The sequence below is a fragment of the Bacillus sp. ISL-39 genome (assembly GCF_018613295.1).
Lineage (GTDB): Bacteria > Bacillota > Bacilli > Bacillales > Cytobacillaceae > Mesobacillus.
On the sequence record NZ_JAGGQM010000019.1, the window covers coordinates 38,190 to 57,515 of the forward strand.

The window sequence follows — 19,326 nt, forward strand, 5'->3', positions numbered from 1 at the left end:
ATAAAAATAAATTAACTTAAATAAATATACGTTTGGAGATGTGTCTGATGAAAGGATATCTGCATCTGGCTGACGGCAAGACATTTCAGGGGCACTTACATGGATCGCTAGCTGAAGAGGCCATTGCCGGCGAGATTGTTTTTTTTACAGGAATGACGGGTTATCAAGAAGTATTGACCGATCCTTCATACAAGAATCAAATCATTGTTTTCACGTATCCGCTGATTGGCAACTATGGAATCAATGATAAAGATTTTGAAAGCAAAAAGCCGCATGTTGCGGCAGTGATTGTCTTTGAAGCTGCAAAAACAGCTTATCACTATGAAGCACAGCACTCATTCACTGAATATCTGGAGAAATGGGATATTCCCGTACTGGAGCATGTGGATACTCGCGAGCTCGTAAAATGTATTCGGCAGAATGGAACGATGCCTGCCATTTTATCAAGCGACTCAATATGTGAATCAAGCTGTGAAACGATCAAGGGTCTCAAGGTGCAGGCAGTATCATCGGTGGTACCAGAAACTTTAGGGTTTGGCGACACTCATATTGTGTTAATTGATTACGGTTTTAAGAAATCAATCGCAGACTATCTGGTAAAACAAAATTGTCTCGTGACAATTGTTCCTTTCAATTATAGCTTAGAACAAATTGCAACCTTGAAGCCTGATGGTGTGCTTTTATCCAATGGACCTGGTGATCCGAAGGAATTATTTGGACAGCTGCATGAGATCAGGAAAATAATCGAGCATTATCCAGTATTGGGGATTTGCCTGGGGCACCAGCTGGCAGCGCTGGCCCTTGGAGGGGATACAAGCAAAATGCTCTTTGGCCATCGTGGTGCAAACCAGCCAGTTTACGATGTGAAAAGCAACCGGGTGTTCATGTCCTCGCAAAACCACAGCTATGCAGTTGATCCAAAAAGTATCGACAGTACAGGATTGAAGGTTCGTTTCTTCAATAAAAATGATCAGTCAATCGAAGGCCTTTACCATGAAAAATGGCCGCTGATGACTGTTCAGTTCCACCCAGAAGCCAGTCCTGGACCTGAAGACAGTGTATTCATATTTGAAGATTTCATCAATACAGTCAAATACAGAAAACGGAGAGAAGTCAGCTATGCCTAAGGATAAAAATATTCATTCAATACTGGTAATCGGTTCTGGCCCCATTATTATCGGCCAGGCCGCTGAATTCGATTATGCAGGGACACAGGCATGCATTGCCTTGAAAGAGGAAGGATACCGGGTCATTCTTGTAAACAATAACCCGGCAACTGTCATGACGGATCATGTATTTGCAGATGCAGTCTATTTTGAACCGATGACGGCAGAAGCGGTAGAAAAAGTGATCCAGCGGGAAAAGCCGGATGGTATTTTAGGGACTCTTGGCGGCCAGGCAGGATTGAATCTTGTGTTCAAGCTAAGTGAAGAGGGCATTCTCGAAAAATACAATGTAAAAGTGCTGGGGACTTCAGTTTCGAGTATTAAGCAAGGAGAAGACAGGGAAGCATTCCGCAGCCTGATGCATGAGTTGAATGAACCAGTGCCGGAGAGTGAAATCGTTCAATTTGTTGAAGAAGCGGTGGCCTTTGCAAACAAAATCGGCTTTCCGTTAATTGTAAGGCCCGCCTACACGCTGGGAGGCACAGGCGGCGGGATTGCCGGAACAATGGAAGAATTGATCTCTCTTGTATCCGGCGGGCTGAATGAGAGCCCGATTAATCAATGCCTGGTTGAAAGAAGCATTGCAGGCTATAAGGAAATTGAATACGAAATGATGCGTGACGCTGCTGGTACTTGCATCTCCATCTGCAATATGGAGAATATCGACCCGGTTGGCATCCATACTGGCGACTCCATCGTAGTAGCTCCATCACAGACGCTGACGGATCGAGAATACCATATGCTTCGGACATCCGCTGTTAAAATTATATCAGCTCTGGGAATCGTAGGAGGCTGCAATATCCAGTTTGCCCTCGACCCTAAGAGCAAAAATTACTTTTTGATTGAAGTAAACCCCAGGGTCAGCAGGTCCTCAGCGCTCGCATCGAAAGCGACAGGATATCCAATCGCACGGATGGCCGCAAAGCTGGCAGCCGGTTACAACCTTTCCGAAATCATTAACCCTGTTACAGGCAATACCTTTGCCAGCTATGAGCCGTCGCTCGACTATGTAGTGGTGAAAATACCGAAATGGCCGTTTGAGCAATTCCCGCAAATCGACAGGACCTTAGGGACGCAAATGAAGGCAACAGGGGAAGCAATGGCAATTGACCGAAGCTTTGAACGAGCTTTTATCAAAGCGATACGGTCACTGAATAGCAATGCTCTGGATCTACAACTGCCGGCGTTTGAAGAATTTACTGTCGAACAGCTGAATGCTCTGGCTGGAAAACAGACAGACCAGCGGGTTTTTGCATTGCTCGAATTGCTGCGTCGGGGTATGGAAATTCAATCCCTCCATGAAATAACAAAGATCGATTTATTTTTCCTGAATAAATTCAAGTCTTTGACCGATATTGAGAAGTCGATTGAAGGGCTTCAATTTGAAAGTATTACAGCTCCAAAGCTTAGATCTCTGAAAGAAAAAGGATTCAGTGATGCTTTTCTGGCCAAAAAGTGGAGTGTTCGTGAGCAGAAGGTCAGGGAGCTGCGGAAAAGCCATGGTATCAAACCTGTTTATAAAATGGTCGATACATGTGCGGCGGAATTCGAATCTGCGTCCAATTATTTTTACTCCAGCTATCTTGGTGAAAATGAAGCGACGGTTGATAGCAGCAAACGAAAGGTGCTTGTCATTGGCAGCGGCCCGATTAGCATCGGTCAGGGAATTGAGTTTGATTATTGCTCGGTTCATGGCGTTTTTGCCCTCAAAGAAGAAAATGTTGAAACGATCATGATCAACAATAACCCGGAGACTGTCAGCACTGATTTTGCCATATCAGATCGATTATATTTTGAACCCTTAACAATGGAAGACATCCTGAATGTGATTGAAATGGAAGGAATACAGGAAGTCATAGTCCAGCTGGGCGGGCAGACTGCCTTGAATCTGGCGAAGGGTCTTGAGGAAGCAGGAGTCAAGCTGCTTGGAACAAGTTCAGCAACAATTGACCTGTTCGAAGACCGGGATCAATTTTATCAGCTGCTCGACAAGCTTAAGATTCCGCGTGTAAAGGGTGAAACAGCTGAGGATGAGGGTGAACTGCTGTCTGCTGTGGAGGAGTTAGGATATCCAGTTTTAATCCGGCCTTCGTATGTGATTGGCGGACTTAATATGGTGATACTTCGAGATCAGGATGAATTGAAAAGAGTAGTGGATGAAGGTAACATTCAATACCCAATTCTGGTTGATCAATACCTTGAAGCAACTGAGGCGGAACTTGATCTTGCGTCCGATGGGGAGCATGTCCTGATACCGGCCATCATCGAGCATATCGAAAAGACCGGCGTCCATTCGGGGGACAGCTTTTGCATCATCCCAGCCCAAAGCTTCCCAAATGAAACGAAGCAGCGGATGGCGGAGTATGCAAAGAAAATCGTGAAGGAATTGAAGTATAAGGGATTAATGAACATCCAGTTCATTGTTAAGGGAAACGAAGTGTATCTGCTTGAAGTCAACCCGCGCTCAAGCAGGACGATGCCGATCGTCAGCAAGGCAGCTGGTGTTGAATTAGTCAAAAAAGCGACAAAAATATTGCTTGGGAAATATATTTTGTCGAAAGATGAAGTTCTGCTCGACTCTGATGCAAGATACACAGTCGTAAAGCATCCGGTATTTTCGAACTTTGCATTAAAAGGGCTGGACGCCAGGACTGGTCCGCAAATGATATCGACAGGGGAAGGCATCAGCATTGCATCGACACTTGAAGAGGCACTGCATAAGAGCTTCCATTCAATCAGCGGAAAAGCTGTCCAGGGAGACATCGCCTTTGCAGATGAAAATGATTTATTGGAAGCAGGAAAACTGGCAGCCGATTTTCATTTAATTCATATCGAAAAAGTATCCGACCATAAAAAAGTGGCAGCCTTGTATTGTCCGGGTTCATCAGAAAGAGATTTATCTTTGAGGGAATGGGCTGTCAAGAACCGGAAGATCGTATTGACCCAAAAGGAAACACTGCATGCACTATTAAAAAGTGCATCAGCCGAAAGTTGGAACGTTAACTCCCTGGATCAATGGCTGACAGAAACTAATGAGGAAGTGATGGCAGAATGACAGCACTACAGCAGCTTCATATTGATATAAAAGGCAAAGACCTATTAACCCTGGCCGATTTGGAACCACAGGAAATCTTAACTTTATTAGAAAAGGCAGTCATCTTGAAGGAAAAAACTTTAAAGAAACAATTTGACCAGCCCCTCAAAGGCAAAATACTGGGTATGATCTTCGACAAGTCCTCAACGCGTACTAGAGTATCATTTGAGGTAGGCATGATCCAGCTTGGTGGCAGTGCTCTTTATTTAAATGGAAACGACCTTCAGCTTGGGCGCGGAGAGACAGTGGCAGATACAGCCCAGGTTCTCTCGCAATACCTGGACGGCATCATGATCAGAACCTTCTCGCACGAGTCAGTTGAGGAATTGGCCGATTATGCCGACATACCTGTCATTAATGGTCTGACCGATCTGTATCATCCATGCCAGGCACTTGCTGATCTGTTGACGATTTATGAGAAAAAAGGGAAGCTTAAAGGCCTTAAGCTTGCTTACATCGGTGATGGGAACAATGTTGCCCATTCACTGATGATCGCCTGCACAAAAATCGGGATGGATGTATATATTGCTTCACCAAAAGGATACTTCCCCGATAAAACGATAACAGCACGGTGTGAGGACCTTGCAAGAAAAAGTGGTGCAAACATGGTCATCACGGAATCACCTCAAGAAGCTGTTCAAGACGCGGATATCATCTATACAGATGTATGGACCAGCATGGGCCAGGAGTTGGAAAATGAGCAGAGATTAAATGATTTCCATGGCTACCAGGTGAATGAAGCAATACTCAAAGCAGCGAAAAAAGACTACTTGTTTATGCACTGTCTCCCCGCGCACCGCGGCGAGGAGGTAACAGCAGGAGTGATGGACGGTGAGCACTCAGTGGTATTCGAACAGGCAGGAAACAGACTCCATGCCCAGAAGGCATTGCTTGTGGAGATATTGAAAGATTGATTGGGTGAAGAGGTGGAGAAGTCCTATAGAAATATTCTTTAAGCCCAAATGAGTGGTTGAAGGAGCGAAAAGGTTCTATAGAAATGTTCTATAAGCTCGAATGAGTGGCTGAAGGAGCGAAAAGGTTCTATAGAAGATCGTAACTGCCCAAATAAGTGAACCACGAGGCAAAAGGGCATAAAGGAGGTCACTTCAGAGTGACAAAAAACGAAAAAACCGGCTATGAAGGTAGCCGGCTTTTCTTGTATTAGGAAAAGAGCAAGACCAGTGGCCCAACAATGAAGCAGTATATTGCAAAGTACTTTAAGTTTCCGCGCGCCATGATATTCATGAACCATTTTAAAGAGAAGTAAGAGGCAATCAGTGAAGCGATGAAGGCAAAAGAATACGGCAATGCCAGCTCTCCAAGACGGTCATCAAGCAAAAGATCAGAAAAACCGAGAATCATTCCGCCGAAACTAACTGGAATATAAAGCAGGAAAGAGTACCTCAGTGCCGTTTCCTGTCTCATACCCAGGCTCATCGCTGCGACAATTGTTGCACCAGAACGACTGATGCCGGGGATAAGTGCAACTGCTTGGGCAAGTCCAACAATAATGGCATCTTTAAAGCTTAAATCTCCGTCATTCTTGCGGCCCCGCATGTTTCGGATCAGCCAGAGCGCCAGGCCGGTCACTATAAGTGTTACCCCAACAGTTTTAATATGGGCCAGTTCTTTCTCGATAAAATCGCCGAATAGGATCCCAATGACACCAGCAGGAATTGTCCCGACAATTAGATAAATGATGAACATAAAATCTGATTTTGCCTCGGGATCTTTACTTTTAAGATATGCAATTCCGTTAACAATTAACCGGATGATATCGGCTCTGTAAATTAACAAAACAGCAAATAGGGAAGCTGTATTCATTAGAAGGGCAAAACTCATTCCTTCAATTTGCAGTTTGAAAAAATGCTCTGCTATCTCCAGGTGTCCGCTGGATGATACAGGGATCGGTTCGGTGATTCCCTGGAATAGGCCAAGAAATATGTATTTAATCAATTCATAGAAATTTTCCATATTGTTTTTGCATTCCTCCGTTTATTTAAGATGACGTTGAGAATGATCCAGCTCCAGTGCCCAACAGGTTTTCAGCCAATTGGGGCGGCGTTTTAGGCGTGGAGCGCTTAAAGTGGCTGAAAAGATGTCTGCTCTTTTTTTCTCATACACACTAATGTACCGTATAACCCCTTTTTTTGAAAGGATAAAATATGCATAAATACTTTATTTAAATCAGTAAATAATAAAATTGCCGGAATACTTTTATGAAGGAGGAAGGCAAATGGGGCAAAGTCATCAGTTCCGTGCCGGACAAAAGGCACCCAATAATGGTATTTACATTGAAATTGGTGAAACAGGCAGCAATGTCAACAATCCGCAAAAAATTAAACTTAAAGCTGGGGATCGTTTTCCGGAAAACTCCAACCACAACCGCCACTGGACATATATGCCAAAGTTTAAATAACTCCCCCTGGTTCATCCAGGATTTCCGGAATGAAATTCATACTGTCTTTCTTAAAGCCATCCAGTGCGGATGGCTTTACTATTTGGAGATTTTTATTATAATAAAACTAAAGGTCAAAAAAGGTCAAAGGAGTGATTGGTCATGGATTTAAATAGAATGACAGAAAGCTTGCAAAATGCCTTTGTATCAGCTCAGACCCTGGCTGTTCAACATAATCATCAGGAAGTGGATGATCCGCATCTGTTGCTTGCCTTGCTTGAACAGGACGGCAGCCTGGCGGCAACCTTGCTTTCTGGTACCGGAATAAATCTAGACCATTTTCGAGAAGAATTAAACCGCAGCCTGTCAAAGAAACCGCAAGTTTCCGGAAGCGGAGCAGAACAGGGGAAATTATACATTACAGCAGCACTGCAAAAGGTTTTGGCCCAGGCAGAAAAGGAAATGAAACAGTTTGAAGATGACTATTTATCTGTAGAACATGTTTTGCTAGCTTTACTTGAGATACCTGGATCTGAAACAGGCGCAGCTTTGAGGAAATTAAGTGTTAACAGAGACACATTAGTGGCGAGAATTAATAGTGTTAGGGGGAACCAGAGAGTGACTTCACAAAACCCAGAAGCAACTTATGAAGTGTTGAAAAAATACGGACGTGATCTTGTGGAGGAGGTCCGTTCAGGAAAGGTCGACCCGGTAATCGGCAGGGACAGTGAGATTCGCAATGTCATCCGTATACTCTCAAGGAAGACGAAGAATAATCCGGTTTTGATCGGGGAGCCAGGTGTAGGTAAGACAGCTATTGTAGAAGGACTGGCACAAAGGATTGTACGGAGGGATGTTCCGGAAGGCCTGAAGGATAAGACGATTTTTGCGTTGGACATGAGTTCGCTGATCGCAGGCGCGAAATTCCGGGGCGAATTCGAAGAGCGGCTGAAAGCGGTTTTGAATGAAGTGAAAAAGAGTGAAGGCAAAATACTGTTGTTCATTGATGAACTCCATACAATTGTAGGTGCGGGCAAGACTGAGGGGGCAATGGATGCCGGGAATATGCTAAAACCAATGCTTGCTCGCGGGGAGCTCCATTGCATCGGTGCAACAACCCTTGACGAACACAGAAAATACATCGAAAAAGATCCTGCACTTGAACGCCGCTTCCAGCAGGTATTGGTAAAAGAACCAGACGTTGAGGATACAGTGTCAATTTTACGGGGATTGAAGGAAAGGTTTGAAATCCACCATGGAGTCAACATCCATGACCGTGCAATAGTGGCTGCTGCTGCATTGTCAGATCGATACATCACAGACCGATTCCTGCCTGACAAGGCGATTGACCTGGTTGATGAGGCTTGCGCAATGATCCGTACAGAAATTGACTCGATGCCGACTGAGCTAGATGAAGTGACAAGAAGGGTGATGCAGCTGGAAATTGAAGAAGCTGCGTTGACAAAGGAAAAAGATGATGCGAGCCGCGAGCGACTCGAAACTCTTCGTAAGGAACTCGCCAACTTAAGGGAAAAAGCGAATGCAATGAAATCGAGATGGCAGAAGGAAAAGGAAGGCATCCAAAAGGTACAGGAACAGCGGGAGCTGCTTGAAAAGCTGCGACGGGAGCTGGAAAAAGCAGAAAATGACTATGACTTGAACAAGGCCGCTGAATTAAGGCATGGCCGTATCCCTTCTCTTGAAAAAGTATTGAAAGAGCTTGAATTGGAAGTTAGCCAAAATGAAGGAGAACGGCTTCTTCGTGAGGAAGTGACTGAAGAAGAAATTGCTGGAATCGTTTCACGGTGGACGGGCATACCCGTGATGAAGCTGGTTGAAGGAGAGCGCGAAAAGTTACTAAAGCTTGAGAGCATTCTGCATGAACGGGTTGTCGGCCAGGATGATGCAGTATCACTTGTTGCCGATGCAGTCCTAAGAGCAAGAGCGGGCATCAAGGATCCAAACAGGCCGATTGGGTCATTCATTTTCCTGGGGCCTACTGGTGTTGGTAAAACGGAACTGGCCAAAACGCTTGCTCAGTCATTGTTTGACAGTGAAGAGCATATCATCCGGATTGATATGTCTGAGTATATGGAAAAACATGCAGTGTCAAGGCTGATTGGAGCACCTCCGGGATATGTGGGGTATGAGGAAGGCGGCCAGCTTACTGAAGCAGTCAGAAGAAATCCTTATTCTGTCATCCTCCTCGATGAAGTTGAGAAAGCACATCCAGAAGTTTTCAATATCCTTCTGCAAATGCTGGATGATGGTCGGGTAACGGATTCTCAAGGAAGAGTGGTCGACTTTAAGAATACTGTAATCATCATGACCTCCAATATTGGTTCGCACCATTTGCTTGACCGGCAGAATGGGGATGAAGAAATCTCCTCTGAAACCAGGGATCTTGTAATGGGCCAACTGCGTAGCCATTTCCGGCCGGAATTCTTGAATCGTGTAGATGAAATCATTTTGTTTAAGCCTTTGGCATTAAAGGAAATCAAAATGATTGTCGGAAAACTGGTAAAGAATTTGCAAGCAAGGCTATCCGACCAGCAGATACACCTGTCAATCACGGATGAAGCAAAAGAGTTTCTAGCTGAACATGGATTCGATCCCGTATACGGAGCGAGACCATTGAAGCGATTTATCCAGAGGAGTTTGGAAACTAAACTTGCCAGGGAAATCATTGCAGGCAGGATCAAAGAGAAGAGCCAGGTAGAAATTGGGGTTAAAGAAGGAGATATCTCGTTGAGCATTATATAGAATGAAAAAAGTCATCCGCTTTGGATGACTTTTTTGTGAATTTATAAGAAAGTTGAAGCTTTACACCAGGATTAGTGTCTAGCTCCAGCGCCTAGCCCTTCGAGTCGCTTGTCTAGCTGCGGCTCCTAACTCCTCGAGACGTTTCGGTCCTGCCAATGAAGTCAAAGGGCGACTTCACTGTCAGGCCCTCCAACGCATGTCGGAGTTGGGCAGTCGCCTCCGCTTTTCGAATTGTCTAGTGTCGCCTCCTAGAAACTCTCGAAACTTCAACTCCGCCGGCAGGGTCGGAGTCTCCAGTTTCTGCGTTTCTGGACAGTCGGCTATACTTTTCGATTTCGGTCCGCCCAATGAAGTCAAAAACCGACTTCACCGGTCGGCCCTCTAAGGCCCAGGACGTGCAAACCCGCCAGCCACACGATGGGGTGTTTTGTCGGGCAGCGCTTGTCAGGGCTGATCAAGGCGCTTACGCATTTCTTATTTAATGACTATGATTTTCTTCAGAACCAGTTGGAAGAACTGCAGGAATCACAAGGATAATGATTGTTGCCACAACTGCAATGATCACACTTTGAGCTAAGTCCAATCCAACGCCGATCATCGCGCCGGCTACATAATTTAGCATTAGAACCAGGAGGAATGTCCAGAGTAAAGTCCAGAAATATTTCACGATTTTCACCTCTTACATTATTAAATCTTTTCTCATCTTACCACAAGCCATATAAATTATAAATGAAATTTAAATAAAATGAAAAGCGTTTTCATAGAACAATTCGATTTTACCGATAAAATTTGGCGGGATCAAGAAAATTTGAGCAAAGATAAGGGATTAATATGGAAAAATGGGCAAACCCCCTTTCATTTCCTGTTAAACTACATACAGTAATATGAATAATCTGTATGGAAGGGGTTGGTAAGATGGAGAGCCGGAACTTTAAACTGGATACCGAATGGAATGTCATCCATTATCCTGAAAGGCCAAATGGTTTCGGTATCCTGATGATTGGAGATGAAAGGCACTTTGTGAGCAGCAACAGCAGCTTCTGGACGCAGAATGAGGGTAAACGTTCACTGTTGAACATATGGAAAAAAGAAGGGTATACTGTTTTTTATTCAAATTTATATGGAAGACATTGGGGAAGTGAAAAGGCTGTCGAGTTAACGCTGAGACTGTGCAGCCATATCGTCCGTAATGAAATATTGAATACTTCCTTCCATTTAGTCGCTGAAGGAATGGGTGCGCTTGTGGCCTTGAAATTATTAAAGCATAATGATTTTAAAATAAGGAGCCTGGTCCTGATCAATCCGATCCTTTCTCTCAGTACCCATCTGGAGCAGGAAAAAGAGAATAAGTTTTTTTATAAAAAGCTTGTCGCTGAACTCGAAGCGGCGTATGAAACAGATATTAACACGCTCCTTGAAAGCCTTGACAGCGAATCTTCCAGACCTGCCTTCAATAAAGATACCCCGGTGAAGATCATCCAAGTATTATCAGGAAACAGGGCTTACAAGCAATCAAGTATCATTAAGGAACTGTCGGTTGAATGGGAAAAGGATGACCTGCCGGTTACCTTAAGCTATGTACTTCCAGAAAAAATGCTTCAAGTAGGAAGCCAAATCGTTCAGTTTTTTAGAAAACATGAGCAAGTCCTTTAACTCCCTGCAAATATTTTCAAGTTTATATTCATAGGATACAAGAGAGTATTTGCAAGGAGGAATTTAATATGGAAAGGGCAGTAATTCTCGGAATATATGATTTTATAGGATATAGCCTTTGCAGGTATTTGCTTGATCTGGGCGTTGAGATAGCTGGTATCCATCCAGAAGAGTCCAAAGAGGATTATTTTACAGAAGAAAAACGCCTGGAAATCGGCAGGAATGCCAACTTCACAGAAATCGGCCTTCAAGACTGGCAAGTTGAAGAAGCAGAAGGTTTTCTCTTTCTGACTTTGTTTGAATCGCTCCAAGCACGGAATGAGACAGATGATTTAATGGAAACACTTTTAAGCAAATTAGAAAACCGACATTTGAAAAGTCTGCCGACAGTCGTTATACTGCCTGCATTTTTTGCCGAGGAAAATGTGGAATTGAGAGAAGCAGATACTAAAATGAGCAGGTTTATCAGCAGCCGGGAATCAACGCTGCTGACAATCTACTTGCCAACCATTTATGGACCCTGGCAGCCGGAGGAGTGTTTCTTTCAGCAGGCAATTTCTCATTCTTCAATTGAAGGCAGGAAAATTCCTGATATTAGTCAATGGGAGTGGAAGCATGATTGTTTGTATATCGAGGATGCTGTAAAAACGATAAAGGAAATGGCTGAATCAGGCCAAAAGGGCCAGTATATACTATCGAGTGGAGAACGAGGCAGATGGCTGCAGTGTGCAGAGGAGCTGATTGGCAAGGAACCTGCAATACTTAGGAATGAAGTTAAGCCGCCGAACTTTAAAGGGTCTATCAAAGTCAGAACAGTAGAAAAAAATGAGCAAATCAGCAAGGGGTTAAACAGGCAAAAAGAGCAATTTACCCGGATACAGGACAGCAGAGTCTAAGTGAATTTCGATAAACCACTTTTCAAAGTTATACTCCAAAGAGTAAAATGGTAAAAGATTCTTATAATCGGTTCCATTTTAATAAAGCGGGCACTGAATGATTTGAAGGATTTGCACAGTGGCGCATAAAGGAGATGCATCGGATGCTGAAACGTTTCGGGCTAATATTGTTAAGCCTTCTTTTGCTTGGGGGATGCGGACAACCACTAGCAACAGGCAAGGTAGAGAAAGTCGGCCTGTTGGTGCCTGAAACTATTAATGATCAGGTGTGGGGGACGAAAGGATATCGTGGACTTCTGCAAATCCAATCCAGCCTGGAAGTTGATGTCTTTTTCAAAGAAGGAATGAATTCACAAGAAGCCGTAGAGGCTGCAGTGAGGGAGTTTGACAGACAGGGAGTCAACTTAATATATGGGCATGGAAATGAATACGCTGCCTATTTCAATAAAATTTCAGGGGAATATCCCGATATACATTTCATTAGCTTTAATGGGGATGCCAGGTCAAAAAATACGACAAGCCTAAATTTCAAGGCATATGCCATGGGCTTTTTTGGCGGAATGGTCGCGAGCCACATGTCTGAAACCGGCAGAGTCGGAATCATTGCAGCATATGAGTGGCAGCCTGAAGTGGAAGGCTTTTACGATGGCGCAATCTTTGAAAACAAGGATATGAAGGTCGACATTCGTTATGTTGGGCACTGGGATGACCAAAAAAAGGCACTCGATGTCCTGAATGATGTCCTGGATGAAGGGGCTGATGTCATATATCCTGCTGGAGATGGGTATAATGTACCTGTCATTGAAAGAGTGAAGGACCGAGGCTTGTATATTATCGGCTATATTTCAGACCAGTCGGATTTCGGTGAATCGACGGTGTTGACAAGTACTGTCCAGCATGTCGATGACTTGTATGAATTGACGGCCGATAAGTTCAATAATGGAGAGCTTAAGTCTGGCAACCTGTCATTCGACTTTCAGGATGGGGTTATTTCCCTGGGCAAGTTCAGTCCTAAAGTCGATTCTAACTTCAGGGAAAGAATAGGCACTTATATTAATTCTTATAAAGAAAATGGTAAATTGCCCAACCAGTAATTATTATTAAAGCTTTACTCGTATTGATTGCTGCTTTTCGTACACCTGCACTGACCCGCAGTCCGAAAGGTTTCGGGCTCTTTTCGAAGATGCTTCCGAATCGGATAGGTGATAAAGGGTGTGCAAGCAACATAATTTACGAAAAGAGCTATTATTAAAGGAGATAATAGACATGCAAAGCAATGACAAAACAATGGAGTTCATGCAAATTGCCATGAAGTACCTTCCGGAAGCGCAGCAAAAACTGCAGGAGGCAGGCATTGAGTTGACTATGGACAACCTGCAGCCATTTTTCACGCTTTTCACAAATGTTATGAACGAAGCTTATGAGCTCGGAAAAGCTGATGCTGCAAAAGAATAGCATACACAGGAAAAGCTGAGGCTCGCCTCAGCTTTTGTTTTTATCTATGAAATGATCAAAAAGAGGTTTAACCTTTCCCACTAGCGGTTTGAGCTCTTTGGCTGATGTGATCAGTGTATCTACATGGTACATCACTTTATCTAAATCGATTTGTCCCAGATACTTGTTAAGGGGAGAATCATTTTTCTCACTTTGCTCACTTGATTCTTCTTTGTATCTTGGCTTCCCGAACATAAAATGATCGAAATGCGTATTCTCCCTCTCTCGTTGATCTGGGCTCTCTTCATCCTCTCTCTTTAGCCTGAAACCAAATAAGTCTCTATCTCTTCCATCCTCCATTTTCACTCCCACCTTCCTATTTAGTTTGATCTTAAGCAACTGGTTAGACTGGCTTATTCCAGTCTGTCCTGGCGCGTTGAAAAAATGCCCAAAAGCAACGGTCTTCACTGTCAGTTTATGATTCATATGGCCACATGGACTAGGGCATATGCGGAAATCTCAATTTTCAGTTGCAGTGAAAGAGCAGTTTCTGGTAAAATTAGTACCAAGTCATAATAATTGATAATAAAAATTTTAGCGAAAATAGACAGAATCCAAGATAAAAGGAGTTGGATCCCATGAATGCAGGGATAATTGGGGTTGGGCGGTATTTGCCGGAGGAAGTGGTAACAAATCTCGATTTGGAAAAGAGGATGGATACTTCGGATGAGTGGATCCGGACCAGGACAGGGATTGAAGAAAGAAGAATAGCAGGCGACGATATGGATACATCGGATTTAGCCTATCGTGCTGCAGCGGAGGCAATCAGGAATGCTGGGATTTCAGCTGAAGAGCTCGACTTGATTCTTGTTGCGACAGTTACTCCAGATCAGCCATTTCCTACCGTCTCGTGCATGCTCCAGGACCAGCTTGGAGCGAAAAAGGCGGCTGCGATGGACCTGAGTGCTGCGTGCGCGGGATTTATGTATGGAATGGTTACCGGAAAGCAATTTATTGAAGCTGGCACTTATAAGTATGTTTTAATAGTAGGTGTAGAAAAGCTTTCCAAGATAACCGATTGGAAAGATCGTAACACAGCCGTGCTATTTGGTGATGGAGCCGGTGCGGTTGTCATGGGACCTGTTTCTGACGGAAAAGGAGTTCTTTCATTCGAGTTGGGCTCTGACGGTTCCGGCGGAAAGCATCTGTATCAGGATGATTATATTGTGATGAATGGCCGTGAAGTGTTCAAATTTGCGGTTAGGCAAATGGGTGAGAGCAGCATCAATGTTCTTGAAAAAGCTGGACTATCAAAAGAGGATGTTGATTTCCTGATTCCTCATCAGGCAAATATCAGGATTATGGAATCAGCCCGCCAGCGACTTGAGCTCCCCGTAGAAAAAATGTCAAAGACCGTCCATAAATACGGAAATACATCAGCCGCGTCAATTCCGATCTCCCTTTTTGAAGAATTGGAAGCAGGGAAAATCAAGGACGGCGATGTAGTGGTAATGGTTGGCTTTGGCGGCGGGTTGACATGGGGCGCCCTTGCCATGCGCTGGGGTCTATAAACGGAATAGAAGAACTTTATATTAGGCTCTTTTCTCAAACTTTGTTGCTACTGACTGCAAAATAGGAGTGAATGACCTATTTTTCTTTGTAAAGTTGGTTCTTTTATGAAGGCTCTTTTCTCAAACTTTGTTGCTATTGACTGCAAAATAGGATTGAATGACCTATTTTTCTTTGTAAAGTTGATTCTTTTGTGAGAAAAGAGCATGCAAACTTAATACCGACCAACAAAATGGCCTACTATTACGTTAAAATCGGCTTTAGGATTTTAACAACAATCTTTACGAAAGGCTCTTTTCTCAAACTTTGTTGCTATTGATTACAAACTAGGATTGAATGGCCCATGTTTCTTCACAAAAATTAAAGCTAATTATGAGAAAAGAGCTTGCACACTTAATTCCGAACTACAAAACGGCTTTTTTACACGTTAAAATCGGCTTTAGGATTTTAACAACAATCTTTACGAAAACAGCCTTACGAAAACAGCCTTTATGAAAAAAGAGCATGCAAACTTAATACCCGAAAACAGTCTTATATTAAATACGGTATAGATAAAGGAGATGCAATAATGATGGAGAAACGCAGAGTCGTTGTTACTGGTATCGGGGCTGTTACGCCTCTTGGAAATGACGCGGGAACTACCTGGAATAATATACTTGAAGGTGTATCGGGAATAGGCCCTGTTACGAGACTGAATGCCGATGATTTCCCTGCAAAGGTTGCAGCAGAGGTTAAGGAATTCAATGTTGAGAACTTTATTGACCGGAAAGATGCAAGGAAGATGGACCGCTTCACTCATTATGCGGTTGCTGCATCATTGATGGCTGTGAAGGATTCAGGACTTGAAATCACGGATGAAAATGCTCCGCGAGTCGGTGTATGGATTGGATCTGGTATCGGCGGAATGGAGACATTCGAACAGCAGCACGAAACGTTCATGAACAGAGGATATCGCAGGGTCAGCCCTTTCTTCGTGCCGATGATGATTCCTGATATGGCAACTGGACAGGTATCGATCACACTTGGTGCGAGAGGCTTTAACTCTTGTACTGTCACAGCATGTGCGACTGGAACTAACTCAATCGGGGATGCCTTCAAGGTCATCCAGCGCGGCGACGCTGACGTAATGGTTACTGGAGGGGCAGAGGCGCCGATTACAAAAATGTCTTTCGCAGGCTTCTGTGCAAATACAGCGCTATCTACCAATCAGGATCCGCAAAAAGCGAGCAGGCCTTTCGATAAAAATCGTGATGGATTTGTTATGGGTGAGGGCGCGGGAATCGTTGTCCTTGAAGATCTGGAGCACGCATTGGCCCGTGGAGCAAAAATCTATGCTGAAATCGTTGGTTATGGTGCTACCGGCGATGCCTATCACATTACCGCTCCAGCTCCTGAAGGGGAAGGCGGAGCAAGAGCAATGAAAATGGCTCTTGACGATGCAGGCCTTGCACCAGAAGAAGTAGGATACATTAACGCCCACGGAACAAGCACTGAATATAATGATAAATATGAAACAATGGCCATCAAATCAGTATTTGGCGAGCATGCTTACAAGCTTTCAGTCAGTTCAACCAAATCAATGACAGGCCACTTGCTTGGAGCGGCAGGCGGGATTGAAGCCATCTTCACGATCCTGTCTTTGAAGGAAGGAATCTTGCCGCCAACAATCAATTTGGAAACACCAGACCCAGAATGTGACCTGGACTATGTGCCAAACACAGCTCGCAAGCATCAGGTAAATGCTGCAATCAGCAACTCACTGGGCTTCGGCGGCCACAACGCGACAATTGCTTTCAAAAAATACGAAGGATAATGGAATACGAGGGAGAGACCCTCGCATATAGAAGCAGAAACCCAGTTTAGTTGAGGGTTTCTGCTTTTTATTTTGTTTTGGCATTGGTGCGGAGCAAATGAAGTTGTGTATTCCCCGTTTTTTCCGCTGGTTTGTGAATTCCGGTAAAATGAACGCCCCTGCATTGTCCGAATATGCTCCCGCTCTAGTACTTCGATAAAAGTAATTCCCCTCTACTACCTGTTCTTTAGCTACCCGAGCTTTGCCTCTGAAAAAACAGAAAATTAAGCACCCAAACTTAACTGAAAAATACCTAAATCTATTTTCCTGAAAAAGTATTTTTCCTTCAAAAAGCATGCTTTTAAAAAATAACGACGGAATATTGTCTTAAAAAAAGTAATGAAAGTGTAATAAAAGAACTACGTCTCTAATAATTAATAATTATCAGAATCTTTAACTGGTCAGAAAGTCAATTCTTTTTATATCAATTTCATTAGATAGGCGGTGTGCAAGAATCGTGACAGCCTTATTGGAACTAAAGAATCTTAAAACCTATTTTAAAAGGAAAAAAACAGTGATTCCAGCAGTAGACGGAGTAGACCTTGTGATCAATAAAGGGGAAACTGTCGCACTGGTGGGGGAGTCGGGGTCTGGAAAAAGTATCACTTCTCTATCTATCATGCGATTGATTCCTAGTCCGCCAGGGGAAATTGTGGACGGGCAGATCCAGTTTGATGGACGGGATCTTGTTAAAGCCAGCGAGGAAGAAATGTGCAGGATCCGCGGCAATGACATTTCGATGATTTTCCAGGAGCCGATGACATCACTGAATCCTGTGCTTACCATCGGGGAGCAAATCACCGAAGTCCTGACATATCATCAGGGGTTGAATCAGGCGATGGCAAAGAAAAAGGCGATCGAGATGCTTGAACTAGTTGGTTTTTCCCGTGCAAAGGAAATCATCAATGATTATCCCCATCGGCTTTCGGGGGGCATGCGCCAGCGGGTGATGATTGCGATGGCGATGAGCTGTAATCCGAAGCTGTTGATTGCGGATGAGCCAACGACAGCATTGGACGTGACCATCCAGGCGCAAATCCTGGACTTGATGAAGGATTTGAGCACAAAATTCGATACCTCCATCTTGATTATCACACATGACCTAGGAGTGGTTTCTGATATCGCTGACCGGGTTGTTGTCATGTATGCAGGCCAGGTCGTGGAAGAGGCAATGGTGGAAGATCTGTTTGAAAACCCACTCCATCCTTATACAAATGGTCTGATGGGTTCAATTCCATCAATAGACGAGGATCATGCGCGGCTTATCTCGATCGAAGGAAATGTACCTTCACCCGAGAACCTGCCAAAAGGCTGCCGTTTTGCCCCACGCTGCCCGCATGCTTTTGACCGTTGCTATAGTGAAATGCCAAATCTTATGAGGAAGTACAGTACCAGGTCTGTAAGGTGCTTTTTACACGATGGCAAGGAGGGGGAGAAATGATCTCAACAAATGAATCTCTTGAAAATAAAACATCAAAGAGTAACTCCGAAACCTTGCTTGAATTACAGGACCTAAAGAAACACTTTCCTATCAAAGCTGGTTTGCTGCAAAAGACAGTTGGTCATATAAAGGCAGTTGATGGAATAAATCTGAAGGTGAATAAAGGAGAGACATTAGGGATCGTTGGAGAATCAGGCTGCGGCAAATCGACTGTCGGAAGAACGATTATCCGACTCTATGAACCTACTGAAGGAAAAATCATCTTCAATGGCCAGGATATCTCCCAACTGGCAGAGAGTGATTTGAGGAAGGATGTGCGCAAAAATATCCAGATGATTTTCCAGGATCCCTTTGCTTCGCTCAATCCGAGGAAAACGTTGAGATCAATCATCAGGGAGCCACTCGATACCCACCATATATATAAAGCCAAAGAACGGGATGCACATGTTGAGGGTTTATTGGAAAAGGTAGGACTTAATGCTTCCTTTATCAACCGTTATCCACACGAATTTTCGGGGGGACAGAGGCAGAGGATCGGGATAGCCAGAACACTGGCGTTGAACCCGGAATTGATTATCGCTGATGAAGCAGTTTCTGCACTGGATGTCTCCATTCAGGCACAAATCATCAATTTGATGGAAGACCTTCAGGAAGAATTCGGCCTTACTTATATCTTCATATCCCATGACCTAAGTGTTGTCAGGCATATAAGCGACAGGGTAGGGGTTATGTACCTTGGGAAAATGATGGAGCTTGCCTCAAAGAAAGAGCTATATGCAGAACCGCTCCATCCCTATACACAGGCACTGCTGTCAGCTGTGCCGGTGCCCAGGAAAAAAGGTGTTATAAAGAGGGAGCGGATTATTTTAAAAGGAGAGCTGCCAAGCCCGGCTAACCCGCCAAAAGGGTGTGTCTTCCATACAAGGTGTCCAGCCGCATTTGATCTTTGCAAACAAGTGAACCCGGACTTCAAAGAAGTCAAGAACAATCATTTTGTTGCCTGCCATCTATATACATAGGGCAGCTGCAGGATTTGAAGGGGGGAGATAGGAACACCTTT

General features: G+C 44.0%; 16 protein-coding genes. 13 read left to right on the forward strand and 3 right to left on the reverse strand.

From position 1 onward, the window contains the following. Positions 1–47 precede the first annotated feature (47 nt). From J7E37_RS14520 to argF, 3 genes are read left to right on the forward strand one after another with little or no spacing between them, the layout of a single operon-like run. Complete coding sequence (locus J7E37_RS14520; protein ID WP_215024683.1) at positions 48–1,127, forward strand: carbamoyl phosphate synthase small subunit; 1,080 nt, start codon at positions 48–50, stop codon at positions 1,125–1,127. Further along, a complete protein-coding gene (locus J7E37_RS14525) occupies positions 1,120–4,221 on the forward strand; it encodes a carbamoyl-phosphate synthase (glutamine-hydrolyzing) large subunit (RefSeq protein WP_214776598.1) in 3,102 nt (1,033 codons plus the stop codon). Before J7E37_RS14520 ends, J7E37_RS14525 begins: the two co-directional genes overlap by 8 nt. Beyond that, positions 4,218–5,174 carry an ornithine carbamoyltransferase gene (gene argF, locus J7E37_RS14530; RefSeq protein WP_214776597.1) on the forward strand — a complete coding sequence of 319 codons (957 nt, stop codon included), beginning with the start codon at positions 4,218–4,220 and terminating at the stop codon, positions 5,172–5,174. The genes J7E37_RS14525 and argF overlap by 4 nt, the downstream gene beginning before the upstream one ends. A gap of 247 nt (positions 5,175–5,421) precedes the next feature. Here argF and J7E37_RS14535 read toward each other — a convergent pair whose 3' ends face one another. Beyond that, the gene (locus tag J7E37_RS14535) at positions 5,422–6,234 is read right to left on the reverse strand and encodes an undecaprenyl-diphosphate phosphatase (RefSeq protein ID WP_214776596.1); all 813 of its coding nucleotides are present in this window, start codon (positions 6,232–6,234) and stop codon (positions 5,422–5,424) included. A gap of 262 nt (positions 6,235–6,496) precedes the next feature. Between J7E37_RS14535 and J7E37_RS14540 the strand changes: the two genes are divergently transcribed. After that, positions 6,497–6,679 carry a YjzC family protein gene (locus J7E37_RS14540; RefSeq protein WP_079508079.1) on the forward strand — a complete coding sequence of 61 codons (183 nt, stop codon included), beginning with the start codon at positions 6,497–6,499 and terminating at the stop codon, positions 6,677–6,679. 141 nt (positions 6,680–6,820) lie between these two features. Beyond that, positions 6,821–9,421: an ATP-dependent chaperone ClpB gene (gene clpB / locus J7E37_RS14545; RefSeq protein WP_215024686.1), complete on the forward strand. Its 2,601-nt coding sequence runs from the start codon at positions 6,821–6,823 to the stop codon at positions 9,419–9,421. Between the two features lie 478 nt (positions 9,422–9,899). Here clpB and J7E37_RS14550 read toward each other — a convergent pair whose 3' ends face one another. After that, positions 9,900–10,088: a DUF2929 family protein gene (locus tag J7E37_RS14550; protein ID WP_214776594.1), complete on the reverse strand. Its 189-nt coding sequence runs from the start codon at positions 10,086–10,088 to the stop codon at positions 9,900–9,902. A 248-nt stretch (positions 10,089–10,336) separates the two neighbouring features. On the opposite strand from J7E37_RS14550, the gene J7E37_RS14555 reads away from it, so the two are divergent. The 4 genes from J7E37_RS14555 (at position 10,337) to J7E37_RS14570 (ending at position 13,425) form a co-directional block, all read left to right on the forward strand. Beyond that, positions 10,337–11,074 (forward strand): hydrolase, encoded by a 738-nt coding sequence (locus J7E37_RS14555; RefSeq protein WP_214776593.1) that lies wholly within the window; start codon positions 10,337–10,339, stop codon positions 11,072–11,074. A 68-nt stretch (positions 11,075–11,142) separates the two neighbouring features. After that, positions 11,143–11,970, forward strand: coding sequence for an NAD-dependent epimerase/dehydratase family protein (locus J7E37_RS14560; RefSeq protein WP_215024689.1), 828 nt, complete (start codon positions 11,143–11,145; stop codon positions 11,968–11,970). A gap of 143 nt (positions 11,971–12,113) precedes the next feature. Further along, positions 12,114–13,064: a BMP family ABC transporter substrate-binding protein gene (locus J7E37_RS14565; protein WP_214776591.1), complete on the forward strand. Its 951-nt coding sequence runs from the start codon at positions 12,114–12,116 to the stop codon at positions 13,062–13,064. Between the two features lie 172 nt (positions 13,065–13,236). Next, positions 13,237–13,425: a ComZ family protein gene (locus J7E37_RS14570; RefSeq protein WP_041967344.1), complete on the forward strand. Its 189-nt coding sequence runs from the start codon at positions 13,237–13,239 to the stop codon at positions 13,423–13,425. Positions 13,426–13,452: 27 nt separating this feature from the next. On the opposite strand, the gene J7E37_RS14575 is transcribed toward J7E37_RS14570, so the two are convergent. Beyond that, the gene (locus tag J7E37_RS14575; RefSeq protein ID WP_215024692.1) at positions 13,453–13,890 is read right to left on the reverse strand and encodes a hypothetical protein; all 438 of its coding nucleotides are present in this window, start codon (positions 13,888–13,890) and stop codon (positions 13,453–13,455) included. A gap of 152 nt (positions 13,891–14,042) precedes the next feature. Here J7E37_RS14575 and J7E37_RS14580 point away from each other — a divergent pair, with 152 nt between their 5' ends. From J7E37_RS14580 to J7E37_RS14595, 4 genes are all read left to right on the forward strand, one after another. Next, positions 14,043–14,975: a beta-ketoacyl-ACP synthase III gene (locus tag J7E37_RS14580; protein WP_214776589.1), complete on the forward strand. Its 933-nt coding sequence runs from the start codon at positions 14,043–14,045 to the stop codon at positions 14,973–14,975. A gap of 569 nt (positions 14,976–15,544) precedes the next feature. Further along, positions 15,545–16,786, forward strand: coding sequence for a beta-ketoacyl-ACP synthase II (gene fabF / locus J7E37_RS14585; RefSeq protein WP_215024796.1), 1,242 nt, complete (start codon positions 15,545–15,547; stop codon positions 16,784–16,786). Positions 16,787–17,282: 496 nt separating this feature from the next. After that, positions 17,283–18,266: an ABC transporter ATP-binding protein gene (locus J7E37_RS14590; protein ID WP_214776588.1), complete on the forward strand. Its 984-nt coding sequence runs from the start codon at positions 17,283–17,285 to the stop codon at positions 18,264–18,266. After that, on the forward strand, positions 18,263–19,285 hold the full coding sequence (locus J7E37_RS14595) for an ABC transporter ATP-binding protein (protein ID WP_214776587.1): 1,023 nt from the start codon (positions 18,263–18,265) through the stop codon (positions 19,283–19,285). The genes J7E37_RS14590 and J7E37_RS14595 overlap by 4 nt, the downstream gene beginning before the upstream one ends. Positions 19,286–19,326: the final 41 nt, after the last annotated feature.